The organism is Billgrantia tianxiuensis, assembly GCF_009834345.1.
GTDB classification, from domain to species: Bacteria; Pseudomonadota; Gammaproteobacteria; order Pseudomonadales; family Halomonadaceae; genus Halomonas; species Halomonas tianxiuensis.
The window spans coordinates 1,924,597-1,943,482 of record NZ_CP035042.1 but is presented as its reverse complement, the minus strand read 5'-3'; the positions used below and the strand labels follow the sequence as shown (position 1 = coordinate 1,943,482).

9 protein-coding genes and 4 pseudogenes are annotated in these 18,886 nt (G+C 65.4%); 6 read left to right on the top strand and 7 right to left on the bottom strand.

The features are described from left to right. Window positions 1-18: 18 nt before the first annotated feature. A complete protein-coding gene (locus tag EKK97_RS09000) occupies window positions 19-1,833 on the bottom strand; it encodes an SEC-C domain-containing protein (RefSeq protein ID WP_159551248.1) in 1,815 nt (604 codons plus the stop codon). 91 nt (window positions 1,834-1,924) lie between these two features. After that, window positions 1,925-3,169, bottom strand: a complete 1,245-nt coding sequence (locus EKK97_RS08995) for an ABC1 kinase family protein (RefSeq protein WP_159551246.1) — start codon at window positions 3,167-3,169, stop codon at window positions 1,925-1,927. A gap of 144 nt (window positions 3,170-3,313) precedes the next feature. Between EKK97_RS08995 and EKK97_RS08990 the strand changes: the two genes are divergently transcribed. From EKK97_RS08990 to EKK97_RS08975, 5 genes and pseudogenes are all read left to right on the top strand, one after another. After that, complete coding sequence (locus tag EKK97_RS08990; protein ID WP_159551244.1) at window positions 3,314-5,242, top strand: DNA topoisomerase III; 1,929 nt, start codon at window positions 3,314-3,316, stop codon at window positions 5,240-5,242. A gap of 63 nt (window positions 5,243-5,305) precedes the next feature. Next, window positions 5,306-6,034 carry a ketopantoate reductase family protein gene (locus tag EKK97_RS08985; protein WP_340162947.1) on the top strand — a complete coding sequence of 243 codons (729 nt, stop codon included), beginning with the start codon at window positions 5,306-5,308 and terminating at the stop codon, window positions 6,032-6,034. Between the two features lie 26 nt (window positions 6,035-6,060). Further along, window positions 6,061-6,210, top strand: a complete 150-nt coding sequence (locus EKK97_RS25750) for a ketopantoate reductase C-terminal domain-containing protein (RefSeq protein ID WP_340162946.1) — start codon at window positions 6,061-6,063, stop codon at window positions 6,208-6,210. 154 nt (window positions 6,211-6,364) lie between these two features. Then, window positions 6,365-6,991, top strand: a complete 627-nt coding sequence (locus EKK97_RS08980; protein WP_234286379.1) for a hypothetical protein — start codon at window positions 6,365-6,367, stop codon at window positions 6,989-6,991. 139 nt (window positions 6,992-7,130) lie between these two features. Beyond that, window positions 7,131-7,789, top strand: a pseudogene (locus tag EKK97_RS08975) (peroxiredoxin). Window positions 7,790-7,875: 86 nt separating this feature from the next. Here EKK97_RS08975 and ppc read toward each other — a convergent pair. From ppc to cysM, 5 genes and pseudogenes are all read right to left on the bottom strand, one after another. Beyond that, a pseudogene (ppc, locus tag EKK97_RS08970) lies at window positions 7,876-10,523 on the bottom strand (phosphoenolpyruvate carboxylase). Further along, window positions 10,520-11,407 (bottom strand): nucleoside triphosphate pyrophosphohydrolase, encoded by an 888-nt coding sequence (gene mazG / locus EKK97_RS08965; RefSeq protein WP_159551240.1) that lies wholly within the window; start codon window positions 11,405-11,407, stop codon window positions 10,520-10,522. Before mazG ends, ppc begins: the two are co-directional and overlap by 4 nt. Then, window positions 11,404-13,678 (bottom strand): annotated as a pseudogene (gene relA / locus EKK97_RS08960) (GTP diphosphokinase). The gene mazG and the pseudogene relA overlap by 4 nt, the downstream one beginning before the upstream one ends. 4 nt (window positions 13,679-13,682) lie before the next feature. Then, window positions 13,683-15,101 (bottom strand): 23S rRNA (uracil(1939)-C(5))-methyltransferase RlmD, encoded by a 1,419-nt coding sequence (gene rlmD / locus EKK97_RS08955; protein WP_159551238.1) that lies wholly within the window; start codon window positions 15,099-15,101, stop codon window positions 13,683-13,685. Window position 15,102: 1 nt separating this feature from the next. Then, window positions 15,103-15,998 (bottom strand): annotated as a pseudogene (gene cysM / locus EKK97_RS08950) (cysteine synthase CysM). A 117-nt stretch (window positions 15,999-16,115) separates the two neighbouring features. On the opposite strand from cysM, the gene EKK97_RS08945 reads away from it, so the two are divergent. Further along, entirely contained in the window at window positions 16,116-18,845 is a 2,730-nt protein-coding gene (locus tag EKK97_RS08945) for an ATP-binding protein (RefSeq protein WP_159551236.1), read from the top strand. The last annotated feature ends 41 nt before the right edge of the window (window positions 18,846-18,886 follow it).

The following is an 18,886-nucleotide window of genomic DNA, read 5'->3' as shown; positions in this document are numbered from 1 at the left end:
GGGCGGGACGCTGGTCGATCAGCGGTCGATATGCTCCTGCAGCCAGGCCAACGCCCCTGGTGTCGTTCGCCACTGGTCGCGCATCAGCGTACGGTACTGCCACGCCTCGGCGCGAGTGCCGGGCTCGGCGATGCTGTCCGGCCCTACCGTCACGGGACGCGTCTGTTCGGCACACAACATGGCCAGAGCATGCGGATTGTGACGGCGCACTTCACGCAAGGCCTCGTCGGCCTCTTCAAAGCGCTCGAGGCGAAACAGCGCCAGTGCCCGGCCCATGAGAAGGCCTAACACCGGCTCTTCGCGGCGGGTCTCGGTCACGGCCAGCGCCTCACGATCGCGCCCTTCCCGCAAAAGCTGGTCAAGCACCAGCTCCTGCAGCCCCAAGCTGTCCTGATCGTCGAGCGAGAGCAGGCGTTCGGCCAGGCGCCGCGAACGCGCTCGCGCACCCCGCTCCATGCCCACCACCAGCGCCAGGCCGGTACGCAGCAGCACGGCATTGTCGGCACTATCCCACAGGAAGGTGCCCTCACCCTCGCCATGAATTCGCTCGAGCCAACGCTCCAGGCGGTCGGCCAGTGGCTCGAACAGGCTCGGCGACATCCATGGCAGGCTGCCGAAACGGCTGGTCAGGGCCAGAGCGAGCGCCTGCACCACTCGCGGGGAGTCGAGCCACTCGGGGTGGGCACAGAGTTCACGCAGCCAGTCGCCGGCCTGAACCCAGGGGTCGCCCTTCAGGCCCAGTGCGCTGTCGTCATCCACTTCGACCTGGAAGTGCTTCTGCCAGGCGGCGAACAGTGTGTCTTCCCGCGCACTGCTGTGATACTCCAGTTCACTCGTCGCGGTACGCCGAATGTCCAGCCCCGGCGCCGGAGGCAGCTCGGCCAGCAGCGCCTGCAGCGAAGCCAGCGGCTCAGCGAGGTCCTCTTCGGCATTGAGCAACTGATCGGCCAGGGTAGCGCCAGGGTTCTCCGCCAGGTCGGCCAGAAACTGCAGCTGCTCGGGCTCCAGCTCGCCCTTGCGTGCCAGGCGACGGAACCAGAACCGGGCACGCTCGGCGGCCTCGTCTTCATGGCCCTCGTGGAGCAGCAGCATGGCCTCGATATAGGCCAGGGTCGGCGAATCGGGAAGTGCCTGCTGGGCCCGCACGAAGGCGGACCGGGCACTGTCCAGATCGTCGTTGTCCAGGTGCATCAGGCATAGCCGTTCCAGGGCCACGCCACGCAGGAACAGCGGACCGCGGTCGAGCACTTCGTCGAGCAGCTCGGCCCGCTTGCGAATGAAGCCGCGCTCCTGATAGAGATCGATCAACAGCTCGAAGGCGGGCTCAGCCTGCACCGGCAGGCGCGACCAGTCGGCGCGTTGGAACAATGACTCCAGGATCTGCTGGGCACGCCCGCGCTGTCCCGATTCGGCCGCAATCAATCCGGCCTCGAGCAGCGCCTGGGCGGGGGCGTTGCCACTATCGAGTGCCGCCTTGAGCGTAGGGCCCTTCCAGTCGCGCAGCGAAAGCATCCACATCAGGTGGTCCGGCACTTCGGCCGGCATCGCAACGGCGCCACAGCAGTGCTTGGTCTTGCGCCCGGAATCGCACCAGCAGGGTTCGTTGCGACCGGGCCGCGCCAAGGGCTCGCAGGTGAAGCCGGCACGCTCGAGCGGGGTCTGGCTCCATAGGATGGGCGCCAGCGCCTGAGCCATGGCCAGGTCACCCCCCATCAGCTCGGCACCCTCCTCACGGGCCCAGGCCATCAGCGCCGGATAGCGCTCCTCCTCACGGACGGCTGCCAGGGCACCGGAAGCGTAGCCCAGCAGCTGCTCCACCCATACTGCCAGCATCGCACTCTCCGCCAGTTCAAAAGGCGCATATAGTAACAGGGAAGCGTGGCTCGGTGTTGCGCGCAAGAATCGTGGCCGTCATGTCATTGGCTCAACGACGCGCCCACGCCAGCAGCGGACGCGTGCGGGCATGCATGTCGAGGCGGGCCCCCAGCCGTACCAGGTTCCAGTAGTGCCCATTGAGCGTGCGCGAGAGCAGCAGCACGTCCACCGGCGGCTGCAGGCGATCCATGGCCGCCCATACCTTGGGCGTGAGATCACGCAGACGGCGATGCACCCGCACGTCGGAGAAGTCTTGCTCACCGGGCTCGAATAGCGGCGCCACCGCCTCGGCGGATTCACGATACAGCGCCAGAGGGGCACCCTGCCCCTGGCGTCCGCCCAGCCGGCGTAGGGCGTCATCCATGGCCATGGGATCCGCTGCCAGGGTGGCATCGAGCAACTGCATCATGGCCTTGAGATGCCCCTCTGGCACCGGAATCACCGCCCCCAGGTCATAGATCACCAGCCGGCCTTCACCATCGGCAGCGAAGTTTCCTGCGTGTGGGTCGGCATGCAGCTCGCCGTGTGTGAACAGCTCCTCGGTAAGCCAGTCGGCCAACGTCGTGGCAATGCGCTGGCGCAGGGCATCGTCCGCGCCCTCCAGTTCGCGCAGCGGTGTTCCGGCCACATAGCGCATGGCCAGCACTCGCGGCCCGGAAAGCTCGGGCAAGGGCTCGGGAATCACCAGCCCCTTCAGGTGCGCATAGCGCTCGCGATAGCGCACCAAAGCACAGGCTTCGGCATGGTAGTCGAGTTCGCTGCGCAGGCTGGCGGCAAGCTCCTCGAACAAGGCATCGAGGCGCACCTGCGGCACCTTGAACCACCGGCCCAGGCGCATGATCCGCCGGAGCTGGGCAAGATCGCCCTCCAGTACCTCGGCCAGGCCCGGGTACTGCACCTTGAGCACCAGTGTTTCCCCTTCGCGGGTGATCGCCCGATGCACCTGCCCCATGGAGGCACTGGCGAACGGCTGTGGCTCGATCTCGCTGAAGCGGGACTCAAGCTCGCCATATTGCTCGATTAGAGTACGCCGTATGCCCTCCCACGGCATCGGTTCGGCCTGGCGCTGCAGCCGCGCCAGCTCGTCGGCCAGGTCCGGTGGCAGCAGGTCGTCCCACTGGGCCATGATCTGGGCCAGCTTCATCGCCGGCCCCTTCAGTTCGGAAAGCCCCTCGAACAGGGCTTCGCCGAGCGCACGCCAGTCGGCCTCGCCGCCGAATTGACTGCGCAGCAGAGTGCCGCCGGTGCGCGCCCCGAGCCCCAGCAGGCGTCGCGTCCTTCCTCGTTCACGCATGCGTTGCACTCCTCTTGGCTGTCGCTTTATAGCCGCCCCACCAATGCAACAGGTACTGTATAAGCTTGGTCTCGCCGCACGGCTGGCAATGCCAGTCGCTAACTGTAAGAATATCCATGTCCCAACTTCTGCTGGATAGCTGCCGTGCGTTTGATCATCGCCGAAAAACCCAGCCTGGCCCGGGCCATCGCCGATGCCTTGCCGGGCGGAGTGCGCCGTGAGGATGGCGCCCTGCACGCTGGCGACAGCGTGGTGACCTGGTGTCTCGGCCATCTGTTGGAACAGGCGCCTCCTGATGCCTACGACCCAGTCTACAAGCAGTGGCGGCTGGATCATCTACCGATCCTGCCGAGCCGCTGGCAGCTCATCCCGCGACCCAAGGCCAGGGGGCAGCTCGCCACCATCCGCAAGTTGCTCAAGCAGGCCCGCGAAGTGGTGCATGCCGGCGATCCGGATCGCGAGGGGCAGCTGCTGGTTCAGGAGGTGATCGAGCACCTTGGCTGGAAAGGACCTGTGGCGCGCCTGCTGATCAGCGATCTCAACCGACCAGCTGTTCAACGCGCCCTGGCGCGACTGGAAGACAACGCCCGTTACCAACCGCTCTACCGAGCCGCCGAATCCCGCGCACGCGCCGACTGGCTGTATGGTATCAACCTGACTCGCGCCTGGACGTTGACCGGCCGTCAGGCCGGCCATGATGGCGTGCTCTCGGTGGGCCGGGTGCAGACCCCGGTACTCGGGCTGGTGGTACGTCGCGATGCCGAGATCCGCGACTTCAGGCCTTATCCCTTTTACGTCTTGTGGGCCGACCTGGCGGTCGCCAACGGCCAACTGCGTGCCTGGTGGCAGCCCGCCGAAAACCACCGCCTCGACGATCAGGGTCGCCTGCTCGAGCGAGCGCCGGCCGAAGCCTTGGCCGCACGCCTGCCCGGCGCCGAGGGGCGACTGACGGCGCTCGAAACCCGCCAAAAACGCCAGGCCGCACCGCTGCCTTACTCACTTTCGGCCCTGCAGGTGGACGCCGCAAGACGTTTCGGGCTTTCGGCCCAGGCAGTACTGGACATCTGCCAGCGGCTCTACGAGCGGCACAAGCTTATCACCTATCCACGCTCGGACTGCCGCTACCTGCCCGAGGAGCACTTGGCCCAGGCGCACGCGACCCTGAGTAGCGCCTGCGGCCAGGACGAAACCCTGCGCGAATGGTTCGCCGGCGCCGACTTCACCCTGCGCTCCAAGGCCTGGGATGACAGGAAGGTTGGCGCTCACCATGCGCTTGCCCCCACTGGGAAGCCGGCCGAACTCGAGCGCCTGGAACGCGCTGAAGCCGACGTGTTCCGCCTGATCGCGCGCAACGTACTGGCTCAGTTCTATCCGCCCTTGATCGCTCGTGAGGTAAAAGCGGAGTTCACTATTCTCGACGAGCGCTTCCGCGCCAGCGGCCAGGAGCTGCTCCAGCCCGGCTGGAAGCCGCTGTTCACCACACGCGAGGAGGCGCCGCCGCTGCCGGCCATGCGCGAGGGCGAGCCCTGCCGAGTCGAGGCCTGCAGCGTGGAGGATCGCGAGACGCGCCCGCCGGAGCCGTTCACCGACGCCAGCCTGATCAAGGCGATGATGAACATCGCCCGCTACGTGGACGACCCGGAGGTCAAGCGCACCTTGCGCGAGCATGACGGGCTGGGCACAGAGGCGACCCGTGCCGGGATCATCGAGACGCTGATCGAGCGCGGCTACCTGGTACGCCAGAACAAGACCCTGCGTGCCACCCGCCTGGGCAGCGGTCTGATCGCCTCGTTGCCCGAGGCCGCCTCTCGCCCCGAGCGCACCGCGCTATGGGAACAGCGACTGGCAGGCATTGCCGAACGCAATGACGATCCGGCCCCCTTTCTCACCGCGTTGATCGAGGATTTGCGCCAGTTGCTGGGCAGCGCCGATGCGGGCCGCCTGCGCCAGGCCATGGCCACGGCACAGGGCGAAGCCGCTAGCGTAGCGAAGCGACGAGCAGCGTCCGGCAAGGGCCGGCGTGGGCGCAGCGCTCCCAGCCGGGCGCGGCGCAGGCCCAAGCGTAGCGCCTGATCGAACTGGCAACGGGTAACCGGATGTCAGTATGCTGCATGTGTCTTTTCACCAAGGCGACTCATGAACGACCCGACTCATCTGATCGTCGGCCCCGGCGCCCTGGGTCGGCTGTTGGCCCTGCACCTGGCCGATACTGCACCGGTGGTGCTGGCCGGACGCCGGACGCTGCCCTCCGAGCAGACCCTGACCACGCCGGAAGGCACGCAACGAACCCGGCGCTTGGTCACCACCGAGGTCGCAACGCTGCCGCCGATGACGCCGGCCTACCTGCACCTGACCACCAAGGCCTACGCCGCCGAAGCTGCCTATAGCGCCGTCATGGCCCGACTGAGCGGGACGCCGACACTGGTGTTGTGGCAGAACGGCTACCAAATTCAGCCCGAACTCACCCACCGGCATCCGGGCCCTGTGCTATGCGCCTCCACCACCGAGGGAGCCTGGCTCGCAGGCGACGAAGGCGTCGTACATGCCGGCCGCGGAGTGACCTATATCGGCGACCTTGCCAAGCGCCATGCCTCGCTCTGCCAGGAGCTGGCAGCGCTATTCGTCCAAGCGGGCCTGACCGCCGAGGCGGTGGCGGACATCGACGTGCGGTTATGGCACAAGCTGGCGGTGAATGCCGCGATCAATCCGCTGGTGGCGCGTTTCCGCATCCGCAACGGGCAGTTGCGCGACCGTCCTTTCCGCCCCATGGTGGAGCGTGTCGTCGATGAAGTGGCAGCGATCATGGCGGCCGAGGGCATCACTCCCCGGCGGCGGGCTGGCATGCCCTGGTGTGGCAGGTGGTAGCAGGCACGGCCAGCAATCGCGCCTCAATGCTGCAAGACGTATTGGCCGAGAGGCCCACCGAGCGTGAAGCCATACTGGGGCCTTTGATTGCCGCCGCGCACCGCCACGGCATTGAGGTTCCCAGTCTGAGTGAGCTCGACGGCCACCTGTCACGTCCTGCGCCACCCTGGCGTTGAAGGTAACCTTGGCGATGACTTAGCCAGCCTGCTAGGCTTTATTAATTGATTACGTATGCCCCAACCAGGGCATCGAGACATGACATCAACGAGCCACACCGTACAGGGAAATGGGTCAGGGCACATGAGAACGTGTTGCAGAGGTGCCATTGCAATGGTTGCCGGCCTGACGCTGTTGCCACTCTTGGCCATGGCCGATGAGCCCGCGCCGCTGCAAGGCATGCCAGCCGCCTATACCGAGGCTTCGCACGACCTGCTGGCCGCCTTGACCATGACCCGATTCCAGGCGCCCTCTTACGCTGGCAAGACCAGCGATTTGATGTACCTCGACAATGGCCTGGTACTGGAGGGAGGCGACCTACAGACTCCCGATGGCTATACGTCCGGTTTTCGCTTCACGGCGGGCTTCTCGCCGGTCAACCTGCCACGGCTCGACCTCGGTGCCGAATTCACCTATCGCGAAAGCGACGAAGTCCCGACCCGCCACGCCGACCAGGCGCTGCTGGTGAACACCACGACGCTGGGCGGCAGCTTGATGGCTGGCGTGCGCCTGGGGCAGTTCGGCCTCTATGCGAAATCCGGCTTCGCCGAATGGGAAGGCGACCCGGTGACACAGAGCGAACCGCTATACATGGCAACGACCGGTACCGCCCGTATCCAGGGCTTCGGTGCTCGCCTGCAGCACAACCGCCTGGTGAGCCGCTTGGAGTTCGAGGAGATCGACGCCCCCAGCATGGCCCATCTGAATCTGATTACCGCCTCGCTTCACTACGCCTTCTGATTTTCCTTCCCGGCTCTTCCCAAGGCGCCGCTCTGCGACCTTATTATCTGCAACTCTGACAGGCGTGTTCTATATTCAAGCAGCGTCCGCATGCGGCCATGCGACGCCTATCCTGAACCCATGATCCTGGAGCACGACGATGAGTCTCAGAATCGGCGACACCGCGCCCGACTTCACGGCGCAAACCACCCAGGGCACCGTGAATTTCCATGAATGGATCGGCGACAGCTGGTGCATTCTGTTCTCGCATCCGAAGGACTTCACTCCGGTCTGTACCACCGAGTTGGGCTACATGGCCAGGCTCAAGCCCGAGTTCGACAAGCGCAATACCAAGATCATCGGTCTCTCGGTGGATCCGGTCGACAACCACACCGCCTGGGCCAAGGATATCGAGGAAACCCAGGGCACCGCGCCCAATTATCCAATGATCGGCGACGACAAGCTCGAAGTGGCCAAGCTCTATGACATGCTCCCCGCCGAGGAACCGGGCAGCGCCGAAGGGCGCACGCCGGCCGACAACGCCACGGTGCGCTCGGTGTTCATAATCGGACCGGACAAGAAGGTCAAGGCGATGCTGGTCTATCCGATGACCTCGGGCCGCGACTTCAACGAGGTGATGCGTCTGCTCGACTCGATCCAACTGAACGCCAAGCATACCGTGGCCACACCGGTGAACTGGCGACCCGGCGACGACGTGATCATCCCCCCTCGGTCAGCGACGAGGAGGCGAAGAAGAAGTATCCCGAAGGATTCACCACCCTCAAGCCCTACCTGCGTACGGTGAAGCAACCTCAGTAAGACACGTCTGAGTTGACCGTACACGAACGCCCCGGCCAAGGCCGGGGCGTTTCACTCCAACAAGGTATGACCGAGCGCAATGACTTTTAGCCCGTGTTGCGCAGGCCTGCGGCGATACCCGCCATGGTCACCATCAGGGCGCGTGAGAGTTCGCCGCTGATCGCGCCGTCGGCGTCGCGGTTGCGCTGCAAGAGTTCCGCTTGGAGCCCATGCAGCGGGTCGATGTAGGGGTTGCGCACCTCGATGGCCTGGCGGATCAGCGGTGTCTGCTCCAACAACTGCGGCTGGTCGAGAATCGTCAGCACCACCGACTGCAGCTGGGTGAAGCGCTGGCGCAGCTCGGCGCCCAACTCCTTGAGCGCCGGTTCGTCGACCAGGCGCTGCTCGTAGTAGGAGGCGATGCCCACGTCGGCCTTGGCCAGCAGCATCTCCAGCATGTCCAGGTAGGTGCCGAAGAAGGGCCAGCGATCGCGCATCTCGCGTAGCACCTCGAGACCGCCCTCCTCCTCGATGCGTGCCGAGAACGCTTCGCCGCTGCCCAACCAGGCCGGCAGCATGAGGCGGATCTGGGTCCAGGCAAAGATCCAGGGGATCGCACGCAGCGTTTCCACCCCGCCATCCTGGCGACGCTTGGTGGGGCGTGAGCCCAGCGGCAGATGCCCCAGCACGCCCTCCGGTGTCACCGCGCGGAAATAAGGCACGAAATCGGGGTCTTCGCGCACCACGCCGACATAGGCGCGATGGGCGGTCTCGGCCAGCCGATCCATCTCCTCACGCCAATGCGGCTCAGGCGCCGGAGGCGGCAGCAGGGTCGCCTCCAGCACCGCACAGGCATAGATCTCCATCGAGCGCAGGGCAATATCGGGCTGACCGAACTTGAAGCGAATCATCTCGCCCTGCTCGGTGACGCGTAGGCTGCCGTTCACCGAACCCGGCGGCTGCGAGAGGATGGCCGCATAGGCCGGACCGCCGCCGCGCCCCACTGCTCCACCGCGTCCATGGAACAGGGTAAGGGCGACGCCGTGGCCACGGCACACCTCGACCAGACGCTCCTGGGCCCGGTATTGCGCCCAGGCCGCAGCCAACTGGCCGGCATCCTTGGCCGAGTCGGAGTAGCCGATCATCACCTCCTGGCGCTCGCCGGCCAGCGCCCGGTAGCCCGGCAGCGCCAGCAGCCGGTCGATCACGTCGCCGGCTCGGTTGAGGTCGTCGAGAGTCTCGAACAGCGGCGCGATGGGCAGCGAGACGACACCCCCACCTCCTTCATCAGCAGGGCGACCGTGAGCACGTCGGAGGGCTGGCCGGCCATGGAAATGATATAGGTACCCAGCGCTTCGGACTGCTCGTTGGCAATGACCAGGAAGGTATCCAGCACCTCGCGGGTCTCGGCCGAGCACTCCCAGCGCCTTGGGATCAGCGGCCGGCGCGACTCGAGCTCGGCCAGCAGGAAGGCCTGGCGCTGCTCCTCGCTCCAGTCGCGGTAGTGACCGAGCCCCAGGGCCTGGGTCAGCTCCTCCATGACCATGGCATGACGGCTCGCTTCCTGGCGGATGTCGAGCTTGGTCAGGGTCACGCCGAATACTGCCACCCGACGCAGCGTGTCGAGCAGTGCGCCGTTGGCAATGGTGTCGAGGCCCACATCGCACAGCGAGCGATAACAGGTGAGCAGCGGCGCATAGAGCTGGTCGCTGTTCTCGATGATCGAACCACCCTCGTAGCTGCGTCCGTCGAGCTGGGCCTTGGCCCAGTCGCGGGTCGCCTCGACCCGCTGCACCAGACGCTTGAGCAGCTCGCGGTAGGGCTCGGCGACGTTGCCCACCTCGGCGCGCAGCGCGCTGTTGCACTTCCACATGGAGAGCTCGGCCTTGAGCTGTTCCAGGTCACGCAGGTAGAGATCCGCCGCCATCCAGCGCCCCAGCAGCAGCACCTCGCGGGTGACCCGTGAGGTGACGTTGGGATTGCCGTCACGGTCGCCGCCCATCCACGAGGCGAAGACCAGCGGTGCGGCATCCAGCGGCAATCGCTCGCCGGCGCACTCGAGCAGCAGGCTATCGAGATCGCGGTGGAACGCAGGGACTGCCTGCCACAGCGAGTTTTCGATCACCGCAAAGCCCCACTTGGCCTCATCCACCGGCGTGGGCCGCTCGTGACGGATCTCGTCGGTGTGCCAGGCCTGACTGATCAGCTCTTCGAGACGGCCACGGGCGCGGCTGGCCCGCTCGGGGTAGTCGAGCGAGGACTCGATGACGGTGAGGCACTCGTCGATGGCGTCGTACTTCTGGATCAGGGTGCGCCGGATGACCTCGGTGGGGTGCGCGGTCAGCACCAGTTCGACGCGCATGCTGGCCAGGCTCTCGACCAGCTTGCGTGGTGTATGGCCGGCATCGCGGGCACGCTGGAGCAGGTCGGAAAGCACCGGCTGAGAACCGGGCTTGTAGTCTTCCACGCGGCGAAAGCGCGCCCGGTAGTGCTGCTCGGCGATGTTGGCCAGATTGAGGAACTGGTTGAAGGCACGCGTCACCGGAAGCAGGTCGCGATCGGGCAGCTTGCGCAGATATTCGATCAGCTCGCGGCTGCTCTGCACGTCTCCCTGCCGGCCGCTCTTGGCCAGGCCGCGGATGGTCTCGATGCGGTCGACGAAGCCCTTGCCCAGGTCATCGGCGATGGTGCGGCCCAGGCTGTCGCCGAGGATGCGTACGTTGTCGCGTAGGGATTCGTGCAGATCGCCACTCATGGCCGATCTCCTCCTGAAGTCGATTCGGAATGTCCTGACGTATCGGTCGTTGCTGCCTCGAGCCGCTTGGCCTGCTGCCAGTAACCTTCCATGGTGTCCAGGTCGACGTCGCGCGTGGTCATGCCACGCTCGGCCAGTGCCGCCTCGACATGGCGAAAGCGTCGCTCGAACTTGGCATTGGTCTCGCGCAGGCACTGCTCGGGATCAGCCTTGAGAGTGCGTGCCAGGTTGGTCACGGCGAATAGCAGGTCGCCCACTTCTTCCGCTGCATGGCGGTGATCGCCCTCGGCCAGGGCCTGCTCGACCTCGTCGAGCTCTTCGCGAATCTTGGCGATCACTCCCGTGGCGTCGGGCCAGTCGAACCCCACCCGGGCCGCGCGCTTGGAGAGCTTGGCGGCACGCGACAGTGCCGGCAGCGTGCGTGGCACGTCGTCGAGCACCGAGACGCTGGCCTCGGCCCGCCCGGCGCGCTCCTCCGCCTTGAGCGACTCCCAGCGGCTATTGACTTGCCGGGTCTCCACCTGCTCGGCGCTGACGCCCGCGGGGCGGCGCGACGCCAGGGTGCCGTCGGGAAACACATGCGGATGGCGGCGCACCATCTTGGCCGTCAGGGTATGCACCACGTCGTGGAAGTCGAAGCGCCTCTCCTCGCGAGCGAACTGGCTGTAATAGACCACCTGGAAAAGCAGGTCGCCGAGTTCACCCGGCAGCTCGTCGAAGGCCCGACGCTCGATGGCATCGGCCACCTCGTAGGCCTCTTCCAGGGTATGCGGCACGATGCTGTCCCAGTCCTGCTTGAGATCCCATGGGCAGCCCTGCCTGGGATCGCGCAGCACGGCCATCAGCGTCAGTAGGTCGTCGATGCCGTGTCGGACCTCACTCATGTACCACTCCCCTTGCGTTTCATCGCCTTGGCTCCGGTGCGCAGGCGCTGGACCTCGATCACGTTAGACAGCTGCTGGATGCGTGAAAAGAGCCTACCCAGCATCTCCAGCCCATCGACTTCCACGGTAATGCGCATCCGGGCGATGCCATCGCTGGTATCGGTCAGGGTATTGACCGACAGTACGTTGACCTTTTCATTGCCGAGAATGCCCGTCACGTCACGCAGCAGGCCGGAGCGATCCCAGGCCTGGATCTCGATGTCCACCGGATATTGGGTGCGGGCGCGCTGACCCCATTCCACTTCGATGACCCGCTGCGGCTCGTCGATGCGCAGCTGCAGTATGTTAGGGCAATCCTGGCGATGCACGGTGACGCCGCGCCCCTGGGTGATGAAGCCGACGATCGGCTCGCCAGGCACCGGGTGGCAGCAGTTGGCCATGCTGGTCTTGAGGTTGCCCACGCCCAGCACGGTGATATCGCTTGCCGCACCTTTCCCCGTATCGCGTCGCGGCTTGGCCAGCAGGCGGTCGAGCTGCTCCTGGTCGTCGGTCTCGCCGAACAGCTGCTGGGCCTGGTGCAGCACCTGCCCGATGCGCAGGTCGCCGGCCCCGAGCGCGGCGTACATGTCCTCGGGGCTCTGATAGTTGACCTTGTGCGCCAGGGTATCGAGATCCATGTCCTCCACGTCGAGGCGACGCATCTCGCGCTCGAACAGCGCCTTGCCCTCTTCCACGTTCTGCTCGCGGGCCTGGTGCTTGAACCACGACTGGATCTTGGCGCGCGCCCGCGAGGTGCGCACGTAGCCGAGGCTGGGATTGAGCCAGTCACGGCTGGGCCCACCCTTGCTGGCAGTGAGGATCTCGACCTGCTGGCCGGTCTTCAGCTTGTAGGTGAGCGGCACGATGCGGCCGTCGACCTTGGCCCCGCGACAGCGGTGGCCCACTTCGGTATGCACGCGGTAGGCGAAGTCGATCGGCGTGGCGATGCGCGGCAGGTCGATGACGTGGCCGTCCGGGGTGAAGACGTAGATGCGGTCCGGCGCCACGTCGCTGGATAGCCCCTCGCGCAGGTCGCCGAAGTCGCCCACCTCGTCCTGCCATTCGAGGACCTGGCGCAGCCAGGCGATCTTCTCCTCGTAACTGGAACTCTTGCCGCCGGTGTCGTGGCCCTTGTAGCGCCAGTGGGCGCACACGCCCAGTTCCGCCTCGTCGTGCATGGCAAAGGTGCGGATCTGAATCTCGAGCACCTTGTTCTCCGGCCCCAACACAGCGGTGTGCAGCGACTGGTAGCCGTTCTTCTTGGGGTTGGCGATGTAGTCGTCGAACTCGTTGGGCACATGGTGCCAGCGGAGTGAACCAGCCCCAGCACGGTGTAGCAGTCGGTCACCTCCGGCACCAGGATGCGTACGGCGCGCACGTCGTTGACCTGGGCAAAGTCGATGCGCTTGCGCTTCATCTTGCGCCAGATCGAGTAGATGTGCTTGGCGCGGCCGTTGACCTCGTACTCGGTGATGCCCTGGGTCTCGAGCATGCCCTTGAGGGTTTCGACTACGTCGTGGATATAGCGATCGCGGTCCAGCCGCTTCTCGGCCAGCTGGCGGGCGATCGCCTTGTAGTCGTCCTCGTGCAGGTAGCGGAAGGAGAGGTCTTCGAGCTCCCACTTGACCTGACCGATGCCCAGGCGATGGGCCAACGGGGCGTAGATGTCGAATACCTCGCGAGCCACCTGCAGGCGTTTCTCGCGCGGGCGTCCTTGACCTGGCGCAAGGCACAGGTGCGCTCGGCGATCTTGATCAGCGCCACGCGCACGTCGTCGATCATGGTGACCAGCATCTTGCGCAGGTTGTCCTGCTGGTCGTGCTGCACCAGTCCCTGGCTGGGAACCTGGGCATTGCTGATGGCTGCCATCTGCAGCACGCCCTCGATCAGGTGTGCCACCTCCTTGCCGAACCGCCGCGCCACGGACTCGACCGAAATCAGGCCCTCGCGCACGGCACGGTAGAGCACCGCCGCCTCGAGGGCCGTCTGGTCGAGCTTGAGCAGGGCCAGAATGTCCGCCATCTCGAGGCCCATGCGGTAGGTGGTGTCCCGGGGGAGCCAGGCTTTGTGCGGACGGTCGGCTTCCTGCGACAGGTGCTTGGCCAGCTCGCAAGCTTCACGCATCTCAACGGGATCGCGCAGCTTGACGTCTTCCTGGAGACGCTCCAGCCAGTGGCCGATATCGACGTCCCCATCGTCGGTCATCGGCTGGTCGTCGCGGACTTTCACCATTTTTCTAGACTCCTTGCGATAGCGGCTGGCCTGCACCGTGCTCGAGCAACAGCAGCGACTCCAAGTGCGAGGTGTGCACGAACATATCGGCCACCGCCACCCGCACGATGCGATAACCGCCATGCACGAGTCGTGCCGCATCGCGTGCCAGCGTGGCAGGATCACAGGCTATGTAGACCAGTCGCGTCACGGGTCGTTCGACCAGCGCCCGACACACCGCATCGGCTCCGTCACGCGGCGGGTCTAGCACGACCGTCGCGGGTGAAAGGCGTGCCACGAGCTGCGCCACGGCCGCCTCGTCGTTGAGGTCGAGCTGCAGCGCCTCGATGTCGAGTCCATTCCTGCCGGCATTGTCATGCAGCCGGTCCACCATATCGGGATTGCCCTCCACCGCCGTTACCGCGGCTCCGTCGGCCGCCAGCGGCAGGCTGAAGTTGCCGATACCGGCGAACAGATCCAAGAGGCGTTGACCAGAGCGCGGTGCCAGCCACTCGCGCACCGTGGCCACCATGGCACGATTGACCGGCTCGTTGACCTGAACGAAATCGCCCGGCGCGAAACCCAGCTCTAGCTCCCCATCGCCTCCCTGCAACCGATAGATGAGCGACGGCGCTTCGCCCAGCCACTCCAGGGTCGGAGTTTCGCGCCCCAGCAGCCAGGCGACGGCAACGCCATGGGCTTCACCGAACGCACGCCAACGTTGCAGGTCGACTTGGCTGTCCCGCAACTGACGCACCACCACGACGCGGGTCGCATCGGCGGCGATCAGCTCCAGGTGTCCCACCAGGCGCGGCGCTTCGAGCTCGCTGAGCAACGCCCGCAGCGGTGCGATCAGTGCCGACAGCTCCGGCTGCAGTACCTCGCAGGACTGGATATCGACCAGACGACTGGCATGACGCGCGCGGAAGCCGAGATGCACGCCGCCTTCGGCATCCACTTTGACGCCAAGGCGGGCGCGGCGGCGATAACCAAGCGGCTCCGCCGCCAGCAGTTCGGGCGACGCGGACAGCTCGATGCCCTCCCGCCTCAACAGGTCGACGAGTACCCGACGCTTGTGCTCACGCTGGGCCTCGACGGCAAGGTGCTGGAGGTCGCAGCCACCACACTGGCCGTAGTGGATACAAGGGGGCACGACTCTCTCGCCAGCCGGCTCGAGCAGCTCGCGAACATGAGCCTCGTCGTAGCGCTTGCGGGTGCGATGTACCGCCACCTCGACACGCTCGCCGGGCAGCGCCCCTTCGACGAACAGGGTCTTGCCGGTGGTCGAACGGGCCACGCCCCGGCCATCATGGGCAAGACGCTCGATGGTGACGGACTCATCCTCGGCCTTTGTCGCTACGGGCGTCGCCTCGTTCGTGCGCTTGTGTAGCCCGGAAACGCCGGAGCGTTGGCGCGCCGGACGTCGCTTGCCAAGCATTGCCACCTCAAGCCTCCGGGGCGAACAGCCCGGTCGAGAGATAGCGGTCGCCACGGTCACAGACGATGAACACGATCACGGCGTTCTCGACCTCCTCGGCGATGCGCAACGCACCGGCGAGGGCACCCCCGGAAGAAACACCCGCAAGGATGCCCTCCTCCCGCGCCAGACGACGCATGTGCTCCTCGGCTTCATGCTGGCCGATGTCGAGCACACGGTCGACCCGGGTGGCATCGAAGATACTGGGCAGGTACTCCTTGGGCCAGCGACGGATACCGGCAATGCTGGCGCCATCCTCCGGCTGCAGACCGATGATCTGGACATCGGGGTTGCGCTCCTTGAGGTACGCCGATACCCCATGATAGTGCCGGTGGTGCCCATGGAGCTGACGAAGTGGGTAATGGTTCCGCCGGTCTGCTCCCAGAGCTCGGGACCGGTACCGCGATAGTGAGCCAGCGGATTGTCGGGGTTGGCGAACTGGTTGAGCGGCTTGCCCTCGCCACGCGCGATCATCGTCTCGGCCAGATCGCGCGCCTCCTCCATGCCGCCTTCCTTGCTGACCGTGATCAGCTTGGCGCCATAGGCAGCCATGGCCTGCTTGCGCTCACTCGAGGCGCTCTCCGGCATGATCAGGATCATGCGGTACCCCTTGATCGTCGCGGCCATCGCCAGGGCAATGCCGGTATTGCCCGACGTCGCCTCGATCAGGGTATCGCCTGGCGAGATGTCGCCGCGTGCTTCGGCCTGCTCCAGCATCGACAGCGCTGGGCGATCCTTGACCGAGCCGGCAGGGTTGTTGCCCTCCAGCTTGGCGAGCAGAGTGTTGTTGCGACCCGCCGTAATGCGCTTGAGGCGGATCAACGGCGTATGCCCAACGATATCCTCAATGGTAGGAAACTGCATGTAACCGTCCTTAGAGTAAGGTCTTTTCGTTAGTATATCCGTGCCGCCATTCACTGGACAGGCATGCTCTGCCAATGTGGCATACTGAAAATACAGGCTCGTAACCAAGGAAAGTCGATGTCGCTCGGAAATCGCCTGACACTGTGGATACTGTGTCTCCCTCTGCTGGTACTGCTGGTCGTGGCGGTTTTCGCGCTGCATCTGGATACCGAATGGCGCAAATCGGCCTTGCGCGATCGAGTCATCACTGCCGCCGAGCAGCAAGCCCCCGAGATGGCCATGGCCATTTACGCCGATGAACCGTCACGACTGGACGGCATGGCCAGGCGCCTGCTGAACATCGACGAGGCACGTGGTGTGGGGATCTATTCCGACGGCGACACGATCCAACTCGAACTGGGCCGCAGTCGTGCCCAGGTTGCGACCACCCCGCCACAGGCACGACAACTCGATACCAGCAGCGACCTGTGGCGGCTGCTGATGCCACTCGAGCCAGACGAGCTGGAAGGCAGCGTGGTCAGCAGGGCCTGGCTGGAACTCGACATCGACAGTCGTGCTCTCACTCTCGACTACTATCGGCGCCTCGCCACCACCGGGCTGGGACTGCTGATCCTCGGGCTGCTGCTGTTCGTGATTGCCTCAGCGATCGGTCGTCGGGTAGATACCAGCCTGGACGATGCCGCCGAGGCGCTCAGGCGCCTGCGTGGTGGCGATCTCGAGACTCACCTACCCGAGGAAGGCCCGCCCGAGCTGCGCCGCCTGGCCCGCCATGTGAATGCGCTGGGCGACGAAATGAGGCAATCGCGCGAGAACATGCAGCGCCAGATCGAGCAGACCACCGCCGAGCTGGAAGAGTCGATGGAAACCATCGAGATCAAGAACATCGAACTCGACCTGGCTCACCGCAGGGCGCTCGAAGCCAACCGCATCAAGTCCGAATTCCTTGCCAGCATGAGCCACGAGATCCGCACGCCGCTCAACGGCATCGTCGGCTTCTGCCGCCTGCTGGGACGTTCGCGCCTGGAACCGCGCCAGCGCGAATGGCTCGATCAAGTGCAGATCGCCTGCGACAACCTGCTCGCCCTGGTCAATGACGTGCTCGATTTCTCGCGCATGGAAGCTGGCCGACTCGAGCTGGATCGCGCCGAACTGGACATGGTGTCGCTGGTCGACGAGGCGCTGGGGCTACAAGCGCCCTTGGCCCACCAAAAGGGACTGCATCTGCTGGGCCTGGTCTACGACGACGTCCCCTCTCCATTGCGTGGCGATCCGTTGCGCATCCGCCAGGTCCTTACCAACCTGACCCACAATGCACTCAAGTTCACCGAACAGGGCGAAGTCATCGTACGGGTCATGGTCGAAGAGCAGAACGCCCAGGGTCGCGTTCTCCTTCGCGTCAGCATCAGCGATACCGGCATCGGGCTCACCCCGCAGGAGCAGCACAACCTGTTCCAGGCCTTCCGTCAGGCGGCGGCCAGCCACTCGCGCCATTACGGTGGTTCGGGGTTGGGCCTGGCCATCAGTCGACAGCTGGTCGAGCAGATGGGTGGGCAAATCACCGTGGAGAGCGAACCCTCACGGGGCTCGACCTTCTCCTTCACCTTGCCCTTGGATGTGGTCGGCAGCAGTGAGGTGGAACCAGAGGCCATCCTCGATCACGACCGGGTCGCGCTGCATGAACCTCACGCTCCGACCCGGCATGCCCTCAATCATCTCCTTACGCTCTGGGGTGGCAAGGTTGAAGAAATTCGCCAGCCGGAGCTGACGCCCCCCTACCCGTCCCTGCTGGTTGCCGCCCTGCCCAGCGAACTCAATGAAACGCTGCTAGATGAGTGGCGAAGGAGGCTTCAGGCCAGTCCCTGTCCGGTGCTGTTGCTGGTCAACATGGCGCCGCTGGATCTGCCCGACCTACACCTGCCGAGCGGCTGCGAGATTCTCTGCAAGCCGGTCTCACGTCAGGCGCTGGCCGATGCCCTGCGTCGCTGTAGTGCGGTGAAACGGCTCCCCAGCGCCCAGGAAAGGGATCAGGCCCGGATCCTGGTCGTCGACGACAACACCATCAATCGGCGCCTGCTGCGGGAATTGCTGCAGCGCCCCGGCCTCGAGCTGGTCGAAGCCGGCAGCGGCGAGGAAGCCCTGGCGCTGGCCGAAGATCCTCCCTTTCATCTGGTGCTGATGGATATTCGCATGCCAGGCATGGACGGCATCGAAACCACTCGCGCACTACGCAGGCTGGGCGGACACTGGAGCCAATGCCCGATTATTGCCGTCACGGCGCATGCCCACGACAGCGAACGCGAACGGCTACGGGAGGCAGGCATGCCGGAGGTGCTGGCCAAGCCGGTGGACTCCAACCGGCTGGAAGCCCTTCTCCAGCGTTACATCGGTCACGTGCCAGCACCCGCCGCAGCTGACAAGTCGCCTGCGGTGCAGGAGGCTGCCCCCTCACTGGCCAGTGAGCTGGCAGTGGTCGACATGGACCTGGGGACGCGCCTGGCGAACGGCAACGAGAGTCTGGCATACGAGCTGCTGGACGAACTGGTCGCTTCACTGCCGGATACCGTGAGCGACATGCAGAGCGCACTTTCCACCGGAGACCCGGAGGCACTGCTGGATGCCGTGCATGCGCTCAACGGTGCTTGCCGCTACTGCGGTGCACCCGCCCTCGCGCTGGTGGCAGAGACCCTGGAGACCCGATTGCGCTCACGCGGCATGGCGGACATCGAGCCACTGATCGAAGACCTGTTCCAGGCCATCGAACGCCTGCGCGAATGGCACGCCACGCATCGAAAAACGCCGTCCGACACGACCATTGCCAGCTCGGCCACACCGCTCAAGGACAGATGAAGGAAGGCGGCCTCGGAGCGCACCATCCTGGCAAGGTCAGT

Bases quoted from the DNA above. Each gene is read 5' to 3' on its own strand.
- EKK97_RS09000 (WP_159551248.1), bottom strand. From the start codon at position 1,833: ATGCTGGCAGTATGGGTGGAGCAGCTGCTGGGCTACGCTTCCGGTGCC.
- EKK97_RS08995 (WP_159551246.1), bottom strand. From the start codon at position 3,169: ATGCGTGAACGAGGAAGGACGCGACGCCTGCTGGGGCTCGGGGCGCGC.
- EKK97_RS08985 (WP_340162947.1), top strand. From the start codon at position 5,306: ATGAACGACCCGACTCATCTGATCGTCGGCCCCGGCGCCCTGGGTCGG.
- EKK97_RS25750 (WP_340162946.1), top strand. From the start codon at position 6,061: ATGCTGCAAGACGTATTGGCCGAGAGGCCCACCGAGCGTGAAGCCATA.
- EKK97_RS08980 (WP_234286379.1), top strand. From the start codon at position 6,365: ATGGTTGCCGGCCTGACGCTGTTGCCACTCTTGGCCATGGCCGATGAG.
- mazG (WP_159551240.1), bottom strand. From the start codon at position 11,407: ATGAGTGAGGTCCGACACGGCATCGACGACCTACTGACGCTGATGGCC.
- EKK97_RS08945 (WP_159551236.1), top strand. From the start codon at position 16,116: ATGTCGCTCGGAAATCGCCTGACACTGTGGATACTGTGTCTCCCTCTG.